The sequence below is a fragment of the Brevundimonas sp. GW821-FHT10A07 genome (genome assembly GCF_059415785.1).
Genome location: NZ_JBWKNX010000012.1, coordinates 73,444 through 91,432 on the forward strand (window position 1 = coordinate 73,444; position 17,989 = coordinate 91,432).

A 17,989-nucleotide genomic window follows, 5' to 3' on the forward strand; every position below is an offset into this window, starting at 1 on the left:
CCGATGCGATTGCTTTGCAATGGCGAACGCCTTCTCGTGGCCGCGCGTCTTGCCGCACCCGACTTGCAATTAGCTATTTCCCTAATTAGGGTGAGACCTATGAATGCCCTGTTCAAAGCCCTGTCGCATCCGGTGCGCCGCCGCATCATCGCCATGCTGCGCGCCGGCCCCCTGGCGTCGGGCGACATCGCCGCCGGCTTCGACATGAGCTGGCCGACGATCACCGGTCATCTCAACGCCCTGAAGGAGGCCGGCCTCGTCAGTCCCGAGCGCGAGGGCCAGACCATTCGCTACCGGCTGGAGATCTCGGCGGTGGAAGAGGCCATGGCCTTTCTGATGGACATCGCCGGAACGGGCGAGACCGCCCAAGTCCTGCCCGTGGCCCAAAAGGAGCCCCGTCGATGAAGGATCGCCTGTCGCTGCTGGACTATCTGACCCTCGCCGTCTTCGCGGTCCAGGCGGCCTTCGCCCTGCATGTCGGCCTCAACGGCCCGACCACGCCGATGCCGATGCACTGGAACGGCCAGTTCCAGGTGGATCGGTGGGGCAGCCGGGTCGAGTTCGCGACCTTCCTCGGCGGGATGACCCTGATCGGCTTCATCGCCACAGCGGGACTGGGCCTGGGCGCCCTGCGCGCCGTGTCAGAAGGCGACGCCTCGCGCGGCCGTTCCTTGCGGATCGGCCAAGGCATAAGCCTGTTCGTCTTCACCGTCATCGGCCTGCTGATCAGCTGGACGGGCCTGGGCGACGCCACGGTCGAGACCGGGCCGGTCGTGACCATGGCGGGGGTATCGCTGATCCTTCTGGTCCTGGGCGCCTTCCTCGGCCGGGTCGCGCCCAATCCGGTGGTCGGGGTCCGCACGCCCTGGAGCTACAAGAGCCGCCTGGCCTGGGACCGTTCCAACCGACTGGCGGGACGCCTGTTCTTCCTGCTGGGCCTCATCGGCCTGATCGCCGCGCCGCTCGCGCCTCAGCCGCTCGGCGCCCTGTCCCTGATCGTCGCCGTCCTGATCGTCGCCGCCCTGTCGGTGTTCGAGAGCTGGCGCGTCTGGCGCAGCGATCCCGACCGCCAGCCCTTCTGAACCTCGTCCAACCAAGGAGACCGCCATGTTCAGCCTCGCCCTCGCCCTGCTCGCCGGCCCGGTCTCGACCGAGATCGCCCTGCCCGCCCAGCCCGCGCCCCTGCACGGAACCCTGCTGGCGCCCGACACCGCGACCGCCGTCGCCGTCATCCTGCCCGGCTCCGGCCCGACGGATCGGGATGGGAACAGCCCTATGGGCGTCTCCGCCTCGACCTACCGCCTGCTGGCCGAGGGGCTGGCGGCCCAGGGGATCGCCACGGTCCGCATCGACAAGCGCGGTGTCGCCGCCAGTGCTGCGGCGGGCCCGGCCGAGGCCGATCTGCGCTTTGCCGCCTATGTCGCCGACGCCCGCGCCTGGGCCGCCGAGGCCGCCAGTCGCGCCGGCAAGCCCTGCGCCTGGCTGATCGGCCACAGCGAGGGCGCCCTGATCGCCCTGAAGGCCGTCGAGGGCGGCGACGGCCCCGAATCCAGCAAGGTCTGCGGCCTGATCCTGCTGTCCGGCGCCGGTCGTCCGGCGGGCGCGGTCATCCGCGAACAACTGGCCGCCCTGCCCGAACCAATGAAGGCCCAGGCCTTTTCCGCCCTGACCGAACTGGAAGCCGGCCGCACCGTGGCCGATACGCCGCCCGCCCTGGCGGCCCTGTTCCGTCCCTCGGTCCAGCCCTATCTGATCTCGTGGCTGCCTCTGGACCCCGCCGTCCTGATCGCCGCTTACGGCGGCCCCGTCTTCATCGGCCAGGGGACCACCGACATCCAGGTCGGCGTCGCGGACGCCCAGGCCCTGGCCGCCGCCGACCCGCAGGCGACGCTGAAGCTGTGGGACGGCGTCAATCATGTCCTGAAGACGGCGCCCGCAGACCGGGCCGCAAACATCGCCGCCTATTCCACCCCCGACCTGCCCCTGGCGCCCGGCGTGGTCGAGGATGTGGCGGCCTTCATCCAGGCCCGAACGCCCCACTGACGGCTTGCGGCGACAACAGGTCTGGAGCCCAGGGGTCCGCGTCCCTATCTTGGCGCCATGCCCATCGCCCGCCTCTCCTCCCGCGCCCTCATCTCAATCACGGGCGAGGAAGCCCGGCCCTTCCTGCACAATCTGCTGACCCAGGATGTGGAGACGCTGGGCGACGGCGAGCTGCGGTTCGGCGCCCTGCTGTCCCCGCCCGGCCGGCTGCTGTTCGACCTGTTCATCCTGGGCGAGGCCGAAGGGGTTCTGCTGGACGTGGCCGCCGAGCGCCGCGAGGCCCTGATCCAGCGGCTGTCGATGTACAAACTAAGGGCCAAGGTCCAGGTGGCCGCCGACGACCGCCCGGTTTTCGCCGCCTGGCCGGACGCGCCCGCCGGCTTCATTCCCGACCCCCGCACGCCCCTGATGGGCGGCCGCCTGTACGGCGAAGCGGCTGCGGACGCGACCGAAGCCGACTATGACGCCCACCGCCTGTCGGTCGGCGTCCCCGATCCGACCGCCGACGCCCCGCAGGACAAGACCTATCCGATCGAGGCCGATTTCGACCTGCTGAACGGCATCGACTTCCAAAAAGGCTGTTTCGTCGGCCAGGAGACCACCTCGCGCATGAAACGGCGGGGCTCGATCAAGAACCGCATGCTGGCCCTGGACTTCGACGGCCCCCCGCCCCCCTTCGGCGCCGAGGTTCTGAAGGGCGAACTGCGCGCGGGCGAGGTGCTGTCGGGCCGACAGAGGTCGGATGGCGGGGGCTCGGCCATGGCCCTGTTGCGCATCGACCGTCTCGACGGCGACCTGACCGTCGAGGGCCGCCCCGTGCGCTTGCGCAAACCCTCATGGATGGGCCAGGACGTCCTCCCCGCATCAACCGACTGAGACCCTCCCATGAAGATCGCCGACCAGATCGTCCTCGTCACCGGCGGCGCACGCGGCGTCGGCGCGGCCGCCGTCCGCGCTTTCGCGCGCGAAGGCGCCCGCGTGGTGATCAACTGGCGCGCCAGCGGCGAGGCCGCGACCGCCCTGGCGGCCGAGATCGGCGACCGCGCCGTCGCCCTCCAGGCTGACGTGACCGACCGCGCCGCCGTCGACGCCCTGGTCGCCGCCGCCCAGGCCCATTTCGGCGCCCCCGTCACCACCGTCGTCAACAACGCCCTGGACTACAGTTTCAACGGCGACGCCCGGTCACAGATGACCGACATCGCTTGGGACGAACTGGCGGCCCAGTTCTCGACCGTGGTGCGCGGCGCCCTGAACACCATCCAGGCCACGGCGCCGGGCATGGCCGCCGGCAAGTTCGGCCGCGTCATCAACATCGGCACCAACCTGTTCCAGAACCCGGTCGTGCCCTATCACGACTACACCGCCGCCAAGGCCGCGCTGCTGTCCCTGACCCGCACGGCGGCCGGCGACCTGGGTCCCGACGGCGTCACAGTCAACATGGTCTCCGGCGGCCTGCTGCGCACCACCGACGCCAGCGCCGCCACGCCGGACGCCGTCTTCGACTTCATCGCCGGCATGACCCCGCTGCGGTCTGTGACGACGCCGGAGGAATTCGCCGACGCCGCCCTGTTCTTCGCCTCGCCCTGGAGCCGGGCCGTGACGGGTCAGAACCTGGTGGTGGACGGGGGACTGGTCAGGGACTGAGCCGCAAGACCTTCCCCCGCTTGCGGGGGAAGTGTCAGGTCGTGGCGCGAAGCGACACGCCTGACGATGGGGGAAGTCTTCTTTTTAGCGACACTTCCCTCTCCGACCCTGGTCCGCTGCGCGGACGCCGGGCCACCTCTCCCGCAAGCGGGAGAGGGTCGCGCCCCTTCCCCCACTTCGAACAAACTGGCAACATCGCCGCATGACCGACTCACATACCTCGGGCCGCTGCGGCTGGTGCGGGACCGACCCGCTCTACATCGCCTATCACGACACCGAATGGGGCGTGCCCGAACGCGACCCCCGCGCCCTGTGGGAAAAGCTGGTCCTCGACGGCTTCCAGGCCGGCCTCGCCTGGATCACCATCCTGCGCAAACGCGAAGGCATCCGCGACGCCTTCGACGGCTTCGACCCCGATATCGTCGCCCGCTATGACGAGACCGACATCCAGCGCCTGCTGGGCGACGCCCGCATCATCCGCTCGCGCGCCAAGATCAACGCGGCCATTCGCGGCGCCCAGATCTGGCTGGAGATGCGCGACAACGGAGAGGACTTCTCCGAATGGCTCTGGTCCTTCGTCGGCGGCGAACCGATCCACACCCCCTTCGCCGACTTCCGCCAGGCCCCGACCCAGACCGAACAGTCCGTCGCCATGGCCAAGGCCCTGAAGAAGCGCGGCTTCAACTTCTGCGGCCCGGTCATCGTCTACGCCTTCATGCAGGCCGTAGGCATGGTCAACGACCACCAGACGACCTGCTTCCGTCACGCCCAGGTTCGTGCGATGGCGGGCCATGGCTAGAGCCCCTGCGAATCCGAAAGCCTTCCCCACCCTGGCGCTCGAGACTGTGCTGATCCAGCGCGTCAACGGCCCCGTCTGCGGCGTGGACGAGGCGGGGCGCGGTCCCTGGGCGGGGCCGGTGTCGGCGGCGGCGGTGATCCTGAACCCCGACGATCTGCCGCCGGGCATCGACGACTCCAAGGCCCTGACCGAAAAGCGCCGCGCGGCGCTGGAGCCCGAGATCAAGGCTCGCGCCGTCGCCTGGGGCGTCGGCTTCGCCTCGGTGGAGGAGATCGAGGACCTGAACATCCTGCACGCCACCGGCCTGGCCATGTGTCGGGCGGTGGAGCAGTTGGCGGTCCAGCCGGTGGCGGCTCTGGTGGACGGCAATTACCGGTTCAAACTGCCGTGCGAGATTCAGACCGTGGTCGGGGGCGACGGCCTGTCCCTGTCGATTGCGGCGGCGTCAATCCTGGCGAAGACGGCGCGCGACCGGCTGATGATCGATCTGGACGCGCAGTATCCCGGCTACGGCTTTGCGCGGCACAAGGGCTACAACGCCCCCATTCATCAGGCGGCGTTGAAGACACTGGGTCCGTGCCCCGCCCACCGACGCGGCTGGTCGCCCATCAGGGCTTTGCTGGAACAGGTCTGAAGCGCGGAACCGCGCGTCAGATGTGCATGAAGCCGCCGAGCAATGCGCCCATCAGGGCGGCGACGGCGGCGCCCGCCAACATCATCATCCAGTGTGGCGGCTGCGCCAGACTGGGCTCCACGTCATCCTGAGCGGTCTCGACCGCCACCGGCTCGCGCCGTCCATACCGTTCGGCGTTGTGGGTATAGACGCGCGGCGCCAGCCGGTCCGACGAAATCTCTATGACCGGTTCAGCCGAAATCCATGACTTCGGCTCGGGCGCGGACCGCAGGCGGTAATCCTCTTCGCGCGTGGAGGCCGGGGTGTGAGAGACGAGCGGTTGCATGTCTCTTCAACGACACCGGCTGTGTCGGGTTCCCGACAGAGTCTGCCAAAACCCATTTGTAGTCAGGCGGCCACGGGAAGCTCGACCGGCCGATCCGTCACGACGAACAGGTGTTCGACATTCTTCAGCCGGCCCACCTGGCCCACCTTGACCCCCTTGGGATTATGGATGCCGATCCGGGCGCCGACATAGCGGGGGTGGGCGATTTCGACCACCTGAACATGGCCACGCGACGACAGCATCTCGACCAGGTCGGCCCGGCTCAGATAGCCTTCGTCGTTGAAACTGACGATCAGGTTGGGGGCGCGCAACCGTTCGATCACGGACCGCAGGGCCGGGCCGATGCCGGGCCGGCTGTTGAAGGCGCTCTTGCGCGTCCTCACGTCCACCCGCTTGTTGGCGACGCCGTAGGTTTCCGGCCGGTCCCACAGGACCAGGCTTTCCCAGCAATGGTAGTTGCCCAGATAGGAGTGCTGGTTATAGGGCGGGTCGAGATAGACGAGGTCCGCCTCGACCTGTTCGGCCATTTCGACCGCATCCCCCTGGGTCGCGCGACAGGCGCCGCCCACCGAAGGCAGGATATCGGGCATGCGCAGTTCAAGCGGCTTCAGCGCGCGCGGGGCCCACTGTTTCATATAGGCCATCTGAACCCCGGCGGTGGAATCCACCCGGTCGGCCGCCTCCATCAGGCTGACCAGGGCGACGGCCTTCAGTTCGGGCTCCAGACCCATGGCCTCGATCCGGTCGCGCATGGCGTCGATGCGCGCGCCATTGTCCGGGTGAAAATACCGGGCGTCGTGGCAGAAGGCCTGGGTGAACCAGCCGGCCTGGGGCGTGACCGCCCGCAACTCGCCCAGCACCGTCTCCGCCCGCTCGACCCAGCGCTCGCGATCCGCCTGGACATAGGCCGTCGCCAGGATGTGCGCATAGGCGTTGTGGTCATTCGACCAGACCTGGAACCCCTGCTTCTTCAGGGCGTGACCCACGCGAGCCGTGCCGGAAAACAGGTCGCAGACCTGGCCGCCCTGCGGCAGAAGCCCCGCGACCACGCCGGTCACATGCCCCAGCAGGGCGCGCTTGGAGCCGATGTATTTGATCATTCGGGCCGCCGATTCATCAGCGCACAGTAGCGTTATAGTTCGCCCGCGCCAGCCTTCCGAAAAAGCCCCCCTCAGCCCTTCTTGCGCCCCTTGGCCTTGGCCGCCGGCGCATGGGCGAGACGCAGCAGATTGGCGGCCCCGGGCGCGCCGAAGGGCGTGCCCGCCAGGATCAGGATGCGTTGGCCGGGCTCGGCCAAACCGTATCGGACCGCCCCTTCCACGGCGTCGTCGGTGACGGCTTCCAGCGAATCGGGCTGGTCGCCCAGGCGCGGCTCCAGCCCCCAGACCAGGGCCAACCGGCGCGCCGTATTCGGATTGGGCGTCAGGACCAGGATCGGCTTCAGCGGCCGCTCGCGCGCCATCCGCCGGGCGGTGCCGCCCAGGGTGGTGAAGACCACCAGACAGCCGGTCGACGGCGCGCTGGCCGCCATGGCTGCGGCCCCGACCAGGGCGTCCACGTCGTGTTCGTCCATGCCTGCGTGTTCGGCGCCCATCAGCTTGGGCCACATCGGATCGCGTTCGACCCGTTCGATGATCCGGCTCATGATCTCGACCGATTCCAGCGGATAGTCGCCCGACGCCGTCTCGGCCGACAGCATCAGGGCGTCGGCGCCTTCATAGACCGCATTGGCCACGTCGGTGGCCTCGGCGCGGGTCGGCGACGGGGCGCTGGTCATCGACTCCAGCATCTGGGTCGCCACGATCACCGGCACCCCGCGATTACGGGCCGCGCGGACGATCTGCTTCTGCGCCACCGGCACGTCCTCGGGGTCCAGCTCGACGCCCAGGTCGCCGCGCGCCACCATCACCCCGTCGCAATAGTCGAGAATGGCCTCCAGATCGGCCAGGGCCGCCGGCTTCTCGATCTTGGCCAGGCAGGCCGCCTGGCCGTTCACGATCCGCTTCAGCTCGGCCATGTCCTCGGGCTTCTGCACGAAGCTGAGCGCCACCCAGTCCACGCCCTGACGCAGGGCGAAGGCCAGGTCCTCGCGGTCCTTGGGGGTCAGGGCCGAGACGGGGATGACCGCCTCGGGCACGGCCACGCCCTTGCGGTCCGACAGTTTCGTGCCGCTCTCGACCGTCACATCGGCCCAGTCGTCGGTCCGGTCGTTGACCCGCAGCCGCACCCGGCCGTCGTCCAGCAACAGCAGCATGCCGGTGCGCAGGGCCTTGAAGATCTCGGGGTGCGGCATCTGCACCCGGGTTTCATCGCCGGGCGTCGGGTCCAGGTCGAACCGCATCTTGTGGCCCGGCTTGACGGCGATCTCGACGTCCTTGAACCGGCCCAGCCGCAGTTTGGGCCCCTGCAGGTCGGCCAGCACGCCCAGCGGACGCTGCAGCGCCATCTCGGCCCCACGCACGGCCTTCAGGGCGGCGGCGTGATCCTCGTGCGTACCGTGGCTGAAGTTCAGACGGAAGACGTCCACCCCCGCCTGGGCCAGGGCCTTGACCGTGCCGGGGGCGCGGCTCGCGGGACCCAGGGTCGCGACGATGCGGGCGCGGCGGGCTCTGTTCATGGGGACGTTTCCTGTTCGCTTCCGAGGCCGCCCAAATCACGCCCCGAAAGGGACGGTTGGACGATTTGCCCCCTTCTGCCGATGAAACGTCCCCGACGTAAGGTCACGCCCCCGCTGGGAAACACGAGTTTACGACGCGAAACAGGAGTTTATCGCGCCGGGGTCGTCTCCGTCGCCGGGCAGTCGGCCACGGCGAAGCCGTTCAGGTCGATACAGCGCCCCTCGACCTTGGGCGCCGGCACCCCGATCACATGCGCCAGGGTGGGGGCGATGTCGATGGTGCGGATAGGCAGGAAGCGCTCTTCGCCGGTCGCGCCGGGCCACCAGAAGATGATCGGCACGCGGCGGTCATATTCAAACGGGCTGCCGTGGCCGGCCAGGGTGCTGCCGACGCGGCCGCCTGCCACGACGTTCTGGGCGAAGGAAAATTGGATGTCGGGCGACCGCGCCGCCACGGTGGACAGACGCATCCGCTCGCGCAGGCTCATCATCTCGGGCTCGCGGCTGTCCGGCAGGGGTTCGGCCAGCAGACGGTCGCGCGTTTCGGCGAAACCGACGTCCGGAAGGGCGCGCAGCAGTTCGACGGCGGCCTCGGCCACCTGGGTGCGCAGCGGATCGGGCAGCGACCGATGCTGGGCGTCTGCGACCATCAGGCCGCTGCCGCCGGCCTGAAGCGGATCGGCGTCCAGATTGAAGCGGGCCTTCAGGACGTCGTTCACGCCCTGGATCTCCGACAGGTCGGCGCGGCGCGCGTGGGGATAGCCGTGGTCGTGCAGCCGCTCGACGAAGTCCGAACCGCCATGGTCCGCCGTCAGCACCACCAGGGCGCCGCCGGGAACCTGGGCCAGCCGGTCCAGGAACTCGCCCAGGGCCGCGTCCAGCCGGTGCATCTGCTCGCACATCTCCGGCCCCTGGGTGCCGTACATGTGGCCGATCCGGTCCGTCGCCGACAGGCTGACGCCCAGCATGTCGGTCGTCGCGCCCTGGCCCAGCTTCTGGGTGTCCAGCAGGTATTCAGCGGCCTTCAGCGTCTGCTCGTCCAGCAGGGGCGAGGTGTCGAACTTCAGCCCCGCCGGCGGCAGGGTCGAATGGAAGGTCTGGCCGCGAATGGTCCAGTCCCCGGCCAGCGCCCGGCACTGGTCATTCGTGTAATCCCAGGCGACCGGCGCCAAGCTCATGCCCAGGCGGAAGTCGCGATTGAAGTCCGCCACGGGCGCCAGCTTGGCCTGCGCCGTCTCGCCCGGCTCGACATAGGTGGTCAGGCCGAAGCCCTCGGTGAACCAGAAGGCCTGACCCTGATGGCCGGCCAGATTGATCGCGCCCCGGTCCTTGCCCGAGACGGCGAAGACCTTGCTTTGCGGGCTGACGACCTTCAGCCAGTCGCCCAGGGTCGTGGCGCGCAGTTGTTCTGGGCCGACCGGGCCGTTGTCGACGTCGTCGCGTCCGTTCGCCAGGTGGTTGGCGGGCGCGGCCAGGCAATAGACTTCCTTGCCGGTCTTGCCGTCGATCCAGTCGTTGGCCGGGATTCCGGTCTCGGTCGGATGCATGCCCGTCAGAACCGTCGAGTGGCCGGGGCAGGTCTCGGTCAGGCCGTGGGTCTGATAGCCGTTGATCGACACCAGCCCCTGGTCCGCCATCCGGCGCAGGCCGCCCGTGTAGCGGCCGCGGTACTGGTCGAACAGATTAGCGCTGAACTGGTCCACCACGATGGTGACGATCAGCTTCGGAGGCGTCAGGGCCGCAACGGAGGCCTGTGGAGCCGGGGTCGGCGTCTGGCTCTGTCGCGCCATCGCTGGAACGGCGGCGCCGACAAGCGAAACAGCGGCCAGGGCCGCGAGGGCGGTGCGCGACAGGGACATGAGCTTACTCCGGAGACAGGCGTGGGGGTCTAGCGGGCCGGGATTGCAACAGCGTGACAGCTACGGCCCTGGGAGATTTAGTGCGCGGGCTTGGCCCGCAGCCGGCCCAGTTGATGGACCAGCACGGCGATCAGGCCGCCGACGATCACGCCGATGATCGCCGACCCCAGGGCCGTCACGAACCAGCTGACGATCCCATGAAGCGGACCGGTCGCGGCCCCGACCGCATGGGCCAGATGCTCAAGCGGTTCGGCCGGCCAGTGCAGGCCCAGCTTATGGGTTCCGTGAACCAGAATGCCGCCGCCGACCCACAACATGGCGGCCGTGCCGATGGCCGACAGGGCGTCCATCACCACCGGCATCCCCTTGACCAGGCCGCGGCCCAGGGCGCGCACTCCGCCGTTGGGGCGCTCGGCCAGATGCAGGCCGATGTCGTCCATCTTCACGATCAGGCCGACAGCCCCATAGACCGCGACCGTCATCGCGATCCCGACCACGGCCAAAACCGCCGCCTGGGTGAGGATCGGCTGGGCGGAGACGTCGGCCAGGGCGATGGCCATGATCTCGGCCGACAGGATCAGGTCGGTCCGAACCGCCCCCGCCACCGTCGTCTTCTCCAGGGTCGCCGGGTCGCCCACGACCGGGGCGGCGTCAGCGTGGCCGCCGTGCCCGAAGGCCTCCATCAACTTCTCCGCCCCTTCGAAACAGAGATAGGCCCCGCCGCACATCAGCAGCGGCGTGATGGCCCAGGGAGCGAAGGCGCTCAGCAGCAGGGCGGCCGGCAGGATGAAGATCAGCTTGTTACGGAACGACCCAAGGGCGATCTTGCCGATGATCGGCAGTTCGCGGCTGGGCGACAGGCCGGTGACATAGCGCGGCGTCACCGCCGCATCGTCCACCACGACTCCGGCGGCCTTGGTCGAGGCCTTGCCCGCCGCCGCCCCTACGTCGTCGATCGACGCCGCCGCCATCTTGGCGATCCCCGCCACATCATCGAGCAGAGCGATCAGACCGGAAGGCATGCGGAAATCCCGAGATTGCGCCGCAACAAACGGCTCGTCTCCCGCCTAGGGCGCGCCGCCCGTTTTGTCGAGCGCATCCGCACAAGAGCGAAAGCCCCGCCGGCGAACCGGCGGGGCTTCCATTTCGAACGCATTTCCGATGTCGATTTTTCTTAGAACTTACGGCCTACCCCCACAGAAACGACCCACGGGTCCAGATCCACATCGCTCTTCAGAGCGCCGTCGTTGATGTCGGCGTCGATATTGACCCAGACCTTCTTGACGTCGACGTTCAGGTTCCACGGCCCCTGGATGCCGATGTCGGCGCCCGCCTGCAGGGCGTAGCCGAAGTTGTCGTCCAGATCGACTTTGAAGCCGTTCTTGTCTTCGCCGCTGTAGAACAGCATGTAGTTGACGCCCGCGCCGACATAGGGGCTGAAACGACCCTCGGTCAGCGGGCGGTATTGCAGGGTCACGATCGGCGGCACAACCCAGGTTTCGTGCACGGCGACGTCGGTGGTTCCGCCCTGGGCGCGGATTTCGTGCTTGGTCGTGCCCAGGATCGCCTCGACCGCCAGATGGTCGGTCAGGAAGTAGGTGAAGCCCAGTGTCGGCATGACACTGTCGCCCACATCGACCTTCAGGCCGGAATCGACGCCGGCGGCCGTGGTGATGGCGTTGTCAGCCTCAGAGAAGACATCCGTCACGCGGCCGGTGATGATCCAGTCGCCCTTCTTGGGCATCTCCCAGGCGGCCGGGCTCTGCGCCAGGGCCGGCGCAGCGAAGGCGGCGGCGGCGACGGCTGAGAGGATCAGGGTTTTCAGTTTCATCTTGCTCATCCCCGACGCCCGCTGCCGCCTCATGCGACTTGTCCGAGCGTCTTGACGGGGAAATGCGCCCCCTGCCCCGCCTCGGCCTTGATTTAGCGCAAACCCCGCCACGGGTTGGACAATCTGTCCATTCAGACCACGCGGGCGTGGCGTTTCTCGATGTCGGCGGCGCCCGGATCAAAGGCGGCGCAGACGGCGCGAACGAACGGCCGGCCCAGATCGGTGACGGTCACGGTCGTCCCATTCACCTCGATCAAGCCGTCCAGTTGAAACCGCAGCAGCCTCGTCCAGACCGCAGCGACTTCCGCAAGATCACGACCGCGCATGCGGGCGATCTCGGCCACGTCGACGGTGAAGTCGCACATCAGCCGTTCGATGATCTCGCCCACAAAGGCGTCGCGCGGATTCAGGGCCACGCCGCGCGCGACCGGCAAGGTTCCGGCGGAAACGTCCGCGCGCCAATCCCGCTCCTGCGCATGGTTCTGGACAAAGCCCTGGGGGGTGCGGCTGATCGACGAGGCGCCCAGGCCGATGAGCACCGGGGCCTCGTCGGTCGTATAGCCCTGGAAATTGCGATGCAGCCGACCGGCGCGGACAGCGGCGGCCATGGAATCATGCGGCAGGGCGAAATGGTCCAGACCGATGGCTTGCCAACCCTTCTGCACCAGATACCGCGCCGCCGCCTGGCTCTGGGTGAAGCGCTCCTCGGGTCCAGGCAGATCGGCTTCCTTGATCAGTTTCTGGTGCGGTTTCATCCACGGCACGTGGGCATAGCCGAACAGGGCGATCCGTTCGGGCCGCAAGACAGCGATCTGCGCCACGGTCGTGACGACATGCTCAGCCCCCTGAAGCGGCAGGCCGTACATCAGATCCAGATTCAGCGACGTGACCCCCTGGCCGCGCAGCGCCTCGGCCGCCCAGCGGATAGTCTCGAAGGATTCCGGCCGGTTCACCGCCGCCTGGACCGTGGGCGACAGGTCCTGCACCCCCAGGCTGGCGCGGCTCAGACCGATACGGCCGGCTGCCTCGACCCATCCCTGGGTCAGGACTTCGGGATCCAGTTCAGCGGCGATCTCGAAACAGTCGCCCAGGTCGAACCGGGCGGCCAGACCGGCGAACAGCCGCTCCAGCTCATCGGGGGGCAGCATGTTGGGCGTGCCGCCGCCCAGGTGGATCGAACCGACCCGCACGGGGCGGCCGATCCGTTCGAGCACGAGATCGGCTTCCTTCAGCAGCAGGTCCACATAGCTGCTCATGACCCCGACGCGGTTCATCGCCCGGGTGTTGCAGCCGCAGTACCAGCACAGCCGCTTGCAGAAGGGGATGTGCAGATACAGAGACGCCGCACGATCAAGGGGCGCGGCGCCGAGCCACGCCCCCCAATCGGCGGCCCCGACGGCGGGCGTGAACTGCGCCGCCGTCGGATAGGAGGTGTAGCGCGGCGCGTGGGCGTCGTAGCGGGCGATAAGCTCGCGCGTCGTCAGCGCGCCGGTGGGGCTAGAGAGGGACATCGACCTCTTTCGACGCATCGACCGACAGGCCCTCGTCGCCCTCGTCGAACAGGTGGAACTCGTGCCACAGGCCGTTCAGCACGCCGAAGCCAACCGCCAGTCCGACACCCAGGATCCAGGAAAAATACCACATGGCTTGATGCTCCTTGAGCTCAGTAGAGGTCGGGGTTGGTCTTGAGGGCGGCGGTCGAGGTGCGGCCCCACAGGACGGAATAGACCCAGGTCGTGTAGATCAGGACCAGCGGCAGGAAGATCGCCGTACAGATCAGCATGACGAACAGGGTCAGGTGGCTGGACGAGGCGTTCCAGACGGTCAGGCTGGACTGGGGATCGACCGAGCTGGGCAGGATGAAGGGGAACATCGACAGGCCGACGGTGGAGATGATGCCCACGGTCGACAGCGAGGAACCGCCGAAGGCCAGGGGGGCCGACCGAAGCCACATGCCCGCCAGACCGACCACCGCGCCGACGAAGCCCAGAGTCGGGGCGATCATCATCCACGGATAGCGGCTGTAGTTGTCCAGCCAGGCGCCGGGCGCGGCTTCGACCGTCGTGCGCAGCGGGTTGGAGAAGCCCTGCATGTCAACGGCGCCGGTGATCCGGAAGCCCACGCCGCCGTAGGCCATATAGAGGCCGCCGGCCGCGAACAGGACCAGGGCCAGGACGCCGGCGACGGTGCCGATCAGACGCGTCCGGTCCAGCACGGGGCCTTTTTCAGCCTTGATCGACAGCCAGGCCGCGCCGTGCAGCAGCAGCATGGCCACCGACAACAGGCCGGCGATCAGGCTGAAGGGGGTGAACAGGCCCAGCAGATTGCCCTCGTAGAAGGAGCGCAGATCGCTATCCAGGCGGAAGGGCGCGCCCAGCAGGACGTTGCCGACCGCGACGCCGAACACCAGGGCCGGAACGAAGCTGCCGGTGAACAGCGCCCAGTCCCAGAAGGACCGCCACTTGGGCGACGGACGCTTGGAGCGATACTTGAACGACACGGGCCGCAGGATCAGGGCCGACAAGACCAGGAACATGGCCAGGTAGAAGCCCGAGAAGCTGACGGCGTAGACGAAGGGCCAGGCGGCGAAGATGGCGCCGCCGCCCAGGATGAACCACACTTGGTTGCCCTCCCAGGTCGCGCCGACGGTGTTGATCACCATACGGCGCTCTTCATCTGTCTTGGCGACGAAGGGCAGGAGCGAGCCGACGCCCAGGTCGAAACCGTCGGTCAGGGCGAAGCCGATCAGCAGTACGCCGAGCAGCCCCCACCAGATCAGACGTAGGGTGGCGAAGTCGAGGGGAAGATCCATGGTCGGATGTCCTAAAATCTCTCTGGGTCAGGCCACGGCGGGCGCGGCAGGGCGCTGGCTGGGCGATTGGGCCGGGGCTTCAGGCGTAGGTTCGCCGAACAGTTCCTGCTCGTGGAACGGCCCCTTCTTGATGGCGTAGAGCATCAGCCGAATCTCGACCACGGCCAGGGCGCCGTACAGGGCGGTGAAGCCGATGATGGTCGCCCACAGCTGAGGCACGCTCAGGGACGAGGCGCCCAGGAAGGTCGGCAGCACGCCTTCGACCGCCCAGGGCTGACGTCCGAACTCGGCCAGGATCCAGCCGAACTCGATGGCCACCCAGGGCAGCGGCAGGCACAGGACGGCCAGACGCAGGAACCAGCGGGTTTGATGCTTGCGCACGGTGCAGAGGTAGAAGGCCGTGGCGAAGAACAGGATCATGAACATGCCGATGCCGGCCATGATGCGGAAGCTCCAGAACAGGGCCGGCACGTTCGGCACCGTTTCCCACGCCGTCTTCTGGATCAGTTCGGGCGAGGCCATGCGCGGATCGGCGACGTGACGCTTCAGCAGCAAACCATAGCCCAGGTCGCGACGATGGGTTTCGAACACGCCGCGAGCGACGGGATCGGCCGGATCGGCCTTGACCTTCTCCAGGGCGTCATAGGCGATGACGCCGGATTCGATACGGTCCTCGGCGGTGGCGACCAGTTCGAAGATGCCTTCGACCGGCTTGTCGATGGTGCGGGTCGCGATCAGGCCCATGACCCACGGCACATGGACGCCGTAGTGGGTTTCGCGATCCTTCATGCTGGGAATGCCGATCAGGGTCAGGCCAGCCGGTGCGGGCTCGGTGTGCCACATGGCCTCGAGCGCAGCGAGCTTCATCTTCTGGTTATCGGTCAGGTTGTAGCCCGACTGGTCGCCCAGGACGACGACGGACAGGGACGCGGCCAGACCGAAGGCCGAGGCCACGGTCATCGAGCGCTTGGCGAAGCCGACGTGCTTGCCGCGCAGCAGGTAGAAGGCCGAGACGCCCAGAACAAAGACCGAGGCGCAGACATAGCCGGCGCTGACGGTGTGGACGAACTTGGCCTGGGCCACCGGGTTGAAGACCACGGCCATGAAGTCCGTGACTTCCATTCGCATGGAGTCCGGATTGAAGGCCGAGCCCACCGGGTTCTGCATCCAGCCGTTGGCGACCAGGATCCACACGGCCGACAGGTTGGTGCCGAGCGCCACCATGAAGGTGACGAACAGGTGCGCCGACGGCTTCAGCTTTTCCCAGCCGAAGAACATCAGCCCGACGAATGTGGCTTCAAGGAAGAAGGCCATCAGCCCTTCGATGGCCAACGGGGCCCCGAAGATGTCGCCGACATAGTGGCTATAGTAGCTCCAGTTCATGCCGAACTCGAACTCCATAGTGATGCCGGTCGCGACACCCAGCACGAAGTTGATGCCGAACAGCACGCCCCAGAAGCGGGTGATCGTGCGCCAGATCGGCCGGCGGGTCATGACATAGATCGACTCCATGATGACCAGCATGAAGGACAGCCCCAGGGTCAGGGGCACGAAGAGGAAGTGATAAAGGGCTGTCAGCGCGAACTGCAGCCTGGATAGGTCGACGACCGCGAGGTCGATCATGGCTCAAGGCTCCTTGTAGCCGGCCCCGACGACCGACGTTTCATACGCCCTTAAACGAAGGCGGGGCGGTCGCCTTGATTTCGATCAAAGCCCTCTGTAGCCCCAGGTCGTAGTGGACTGATCGTCCTTGGACATTTCGCCCAACGACGGTTTGTCCAATGGCTTTTGGGGCCGCCCCACGGCTGGAGTCCGCAAATGACATCGGCGCCGATCACAGCCTCCTCCCCTGCGGCCTGGCTGAAACAGACGGCGGCGCCCTGGCGTCGACTGACGATCCTGGCGGGCCTTCTGGCTGTCGCTGACGTGGCGCCGGCCGTGGGTTTCGCGGGCGGCCTGGCCATGACGGTCGCGACCTTCGGATCCTCGCCCTTGGCCGCCGCGCCCTGGCTGCTGCTGGCCGTGTTCAGTCTGATGGCGCGCGGCCTGATCGGCCAGGCGGCGGTGGTGGTCGGCGCACGCCTGGGCCGGTCGATCAAGACAGACGTGCGCGACCGGCTGCTGGCCGACCTGTTCGGACGCGGCGGCCGCGCCGACGACCGGCTGACCGCCGTGGTCGAGGGCGTCGGCGCGTTGGACGGCTATGTGTCGCGGTTCACGCCTCTAAAGATGGCGGCGGGTCTGTCGCCCCTGCTGATCATCGCCGTGGCCGCCGTCGCCAGCCCGTTTTCGGCCGGCATATTTCTGTTCACCCTGCTGCCCTTCATCTTCGGCATGATCCTGGCCGGCACGGCTGCGGCGGGTGAAAGCCGCCGCCAGTTCCAGGCGCTGGAGCGTTTGTCAGGTCTGTTCATCGACCGGGTGCGCGCCCTGCCCGCCATTCTGGCCTTCGACGCCCGCGCCCGCACCACCGCCGACATCGCCCGCGCCTCCGACGAGTTGGAACGCCGCACCAACCGCGTGATGCGGATCGCCTTCCTGTCGTCCGGCGTGCTGGAGTTCTTCTCGGCCCTGGCCGTGGCCTTGATCGCCGTCTACTGCGGTTTCAACCTGCTGAAGCTTCTGCCCTTCCCTGCGCCTGAAACGCTGGACCTGCCGCGCGCCTTCTTCGTTCTGGCCCTGGCGCCCGAAGTCTATCAGCCGCTGCGCCGACTGGCCGCCGCCTATCACGACCGCCAGGCCGCCGAATCCGCCGTGCCCGCCCTGGTCACGCCGGAAAGCCCCACGCGGGATCGCCACATCCTGCCCGAGGAGGCCCCGGCGATTCGCTTCACCAGGGTCGCCATCGCCTATGGCGAGGCCGCGCCGGTGATCGCCGATTTCGACCTGGAGGTCCGTCCCGGTCAGATCGTGGCCCTGGTGGGCGCCAGCGGCTCCGGCAAGTCCAGCCTGCTGCATCTGTTCCTGGGCCTGTCGCCGCTGACGGCCGGCGAGGTCGAGGTCGGTGGGGCGCGCCTCAGCGAGGCGGGCGATTTCGCCGGCCAGATCGCCTGGGCCAGCCAGAACCCCATCGTCGTGCCCGGCAGTCTCGGTGACAATATCCGCCTGGCCGACCCGTCCGCCTGTCCCGGCCGCATCCTGGTGGCCGCCGGTGAGGCCGGCCTGTTCGGCGACCTGGACCGCCCTATCGACGAACGCGGCGGCGGCCTGTCGGGCGGCGAACGTCGGCGGCTGGGCCTGGCCCGCGCCATTCTGAAACGCGCGCCCATCCTGTTGCTGGACGAGCCGACGGCCAATCTGGACCCCGCCTCCGAAGAGGCCATGCTGGACCTGATTCGTCAGGCGACGCGCGGCCGCACGACCCTGATCGCCACCCATTCCGCCGCTGTCGCGGCCATGGCCGACCGCGTGGTGCGCCTGTGACC

Annotated in this window: 18 protein-coding genes; 8 read left to right on the plus strand and 10 right to left on the minus strand. The window is 68.1% G+C overall.

Going from position 1 to position 17,989, the window contains the following annotated elements; translation table 11 throughout:
• Nucleotides 1–99: 99 nt before the first annotated feature.
• The 7 genes from AC07NC_RS11460 (at nucleotide 100) to rnhB (ending at nucleotide 5,120) form a co-directional block, all read left to right on the plus strand.
• Nucleotides 100–405, plus strand: coding sequence for a metalloregulator ArsR/SmtB family transcription factor (locus AC07NC_RS11460; RefSeq protein WP_035308367.1), 306 nt, complete (start codon nucleotides 100–102; stop codon nucleotides 403–405).
• A complete protein-coding gene (locus tag AC07NC_RS11465) occupies nucleotides 402–1,082 on the plus strand; it encodes an SdpI family protein (RefSeq protein WP_494569628.1) in 681 nt (226 codons plus the stop codon). The genes AC07NC_RS11460 and AC07NC_RS11465 overlap by 4 nt, the downstream gene beginning before the upstream one ends.
• 25 nt (nucleotides 1,083–1,107) lie before the next feature.
• Nucleotides 1,108–2,043, plus strand: coding sequence for an alpha/beta hydrolase (locus AC07NC_RS11470; protein ID WP_494569629.1), 936 nt, complete (start codon nucleotides 1,108–1,110; stop codon nucleotides 2,041–2,043).
• A gap of 57 nt (nucleotides 2,044–2,100) precedes the next feature.
• Nucleotides 2,101–2,919 (plus strand): CAF17-like 4Fe-4S cluster assembly/insertion protein YgfZ, encoded by an 819-nt coding sequence (ygfZ, locus tag AC07NC_RS11475; RefSeq protein WP_494569630.1) that lies wholly within the window; start codon nucleotides 2,101–2,103, stop codon nucleotides 2,917–2,919.
• A gap of 9 nt (nucleotides 2,920–2,928) precedes the next feature.
• On the plus strand, nucleotides 2,929–3,687 hold the full coding sequence (locus tag AC07NC_RS11480) for a 3-oxoacyl-ACP reductase (RefSeq protein ID WP_494569631.1): 759 nt from the start codon (nucleotides 2,929–2,931) through the stop codon (nucleotides 3,685–3,687).
• Nucleotides 3,688–3,889: 202 nt separating this feature from the next.
• Nucleotides 3,890–4,486, plus strand: a complete 597-nt coding sequence (locus AC07NC_RS11485) for a DNA-3-methyladenine glycosylase I (protein WP_494569632.1) — start codon at nucleotides 3,890–3,892, stop codon at nucleotides 4,484–4,486.
• Nucleotides 4,479–5,120, plus strand: a complete 642-nt coding sequence (rnhB, locus tag AC07NC_RS11490) for a ribonuclease HII (protein WP_494569633.1) — start codon at nucleotides 4,479–4,481, stop codon at nucleotides 5,118–5,120. Before AC07NC_RS11485 ends, rnhB begins: the two co-directional genes overlap by 8 nt.
• 16 nt (nucleotides 5,121–5,136) lie before the next feature.
• Here rnhB and AC07NC_RS11495 read toward each other — a convergent pair whose 3' ends face one another.
• The 10 genes from AC07NC_RS11495 to AC07NC_RS11540 form a co-directional block, all read right to left on the minus strand.
• Complete coding sequence (locus AC07NC_RS11495) at nucleotides 5,137–5,445, minus strand: hypothetical protein (RefSeq protein WP_292148176.1); 309 nt, start codon at nucleotides 5,443–5,445, stop codon at nucleotides 5,137–5,139.
• Between the two features lie 62 nt (nucleotides 5,446–5,507).
• Nucleotides 5,508–6,545: a DNA adenine methylase gene (locus AC07NC_RS11500; protein ID WP_492071033.1), complete on the minus strand. Its 1,038-nt coding sequence runs from the start codon at nucleotides 6,543–6,545 to the stop codon at nucleotides 5,508–5,510.
• Between the two features lie 71 nt (nucleotides 6,546–6,616).
• Nucleotides 6,617–8,062: a pyruvate kinase gene (gene pyk, locus AC07NC_RS11505; RefSeq protein WP_035308358.1), complete on the minus strand. Its 1,446-nt coding sequence runs from the start codon at nucleotides 8,060–8,062 to the stop codon at nucleotides 6,617–6,619.
• Between the two features lie 149 nt (nucleotides 8,063–8,211).
• Nucleotides 8,212–9,921, minus strand: a complete 1,710-nt coding sequence (locus tag AC07NC_RS11510; RefSeq protein WP_494569634.1) for an alkaline phosphatase family protein — start codon at nucleotides 9,919–9,921, stop codon at nucleotides 8,212–8,214.
• 77 nt (nucleotides 9,922–9,998) lie between these two features.
• Entirely contained in the window at nucleotides 9,999–10,943 is a 945-nt protein-coding gene (locus AC07NC_RS11515; RefSeq protein ID WP_008264144.1) for a DUF808 domain-containing protein, read from the minus strand.
• A 152-nt stretch (nucleotides 10,944–11,095) separates the two neighbouring features.
• Nucleotides 11,096–11,761, minus strand: a complete 666-nt coding sequence (locus tag AC07NC_RS11520) for an OmpW/AlkL family protein (protein ID WP_494569635.1) — start codon at nucleotides 11,759–11,761, stop codon at nucleotides 11,096–11,098.
• 122 nt (nucleotides 11,762–11,883) lie between these two features.
• Nucleotides 11,884–13,263 carry an oxygen-independent coproporphyrinogen III oxidase gene (gene hemN / locus AC07NC_RS11525; protein ID WP_494569636.1) on the minus strand — a complete coding sequence of 460 codons (1,380 nt, stop codon included), beginning with the start codon at nucleotides 13,261–13,263 and terminating at the stop codon, nucleotides 11,884–11,886.
• On the minus strand, nucleotides 13,250–13,396 hold the full coding sequence (gene cydX / locus AC07NC_RS11530) for a cytochrome bd-I oxidase subunit CydX (protein WP_008259678.1): 147 nt from the start codon (nucleotides 13,394–13,396) through the stop codon (nucleotides 13,250–13,252). Before cydX ends, hemN begins: the two co-directional genes overlap by 14 nt.
• 19 nt (nucleotides 13,397–13,415) lie before the next feature.
• A complete protein-coding gene (gene cydB / locus AC07NC_RS11535) occupies nucleotides 13,416–14,564 on the minus strand; it encodes a cytochrome d ubiquinol oxidase subunit II (protein ID WP_494569637.1) in 1,149 nt (382 codons plus the stop codon).
• 27 nt (nucleotides 14,565–14,591) lie between these two features.
• Nucleotides 14,592–16,184, minus strand: a complete 1,593-nt coding sequence (locus AC07NC_RS11540) for a cytochrome ubiquinol oxidase subunit I (protein ID WP_494569661.1) — start codon at nucleotides 16,182–16,184, stop codon at nucleotides 14,592–14,594.
• A 198-nt stretch (nucleotides 16,185–16,382) separates the two neighbouring features.
• On the opposite strand from AC07NC_RS11540, the gene cydD reads away from it, so the two are divergent.
• Nucleotides 16,383–17,987 carry a thiol reductant ABC exporter subunit CydD gene (gene cydD, locus AC07NC_RS11545; RefSeq protein ID WP_494569638.1) on the plus strand — a complete coding sequence of 535 codons (1,605 nt, stop codon included), beginning with the start codon at nucleotides 16,383–16,385 and terminating at the stop codon, nucleotides 17,985–17,987.
• Nucleotides 17,988–17,989: the final 2 nt, after the last annotated feature.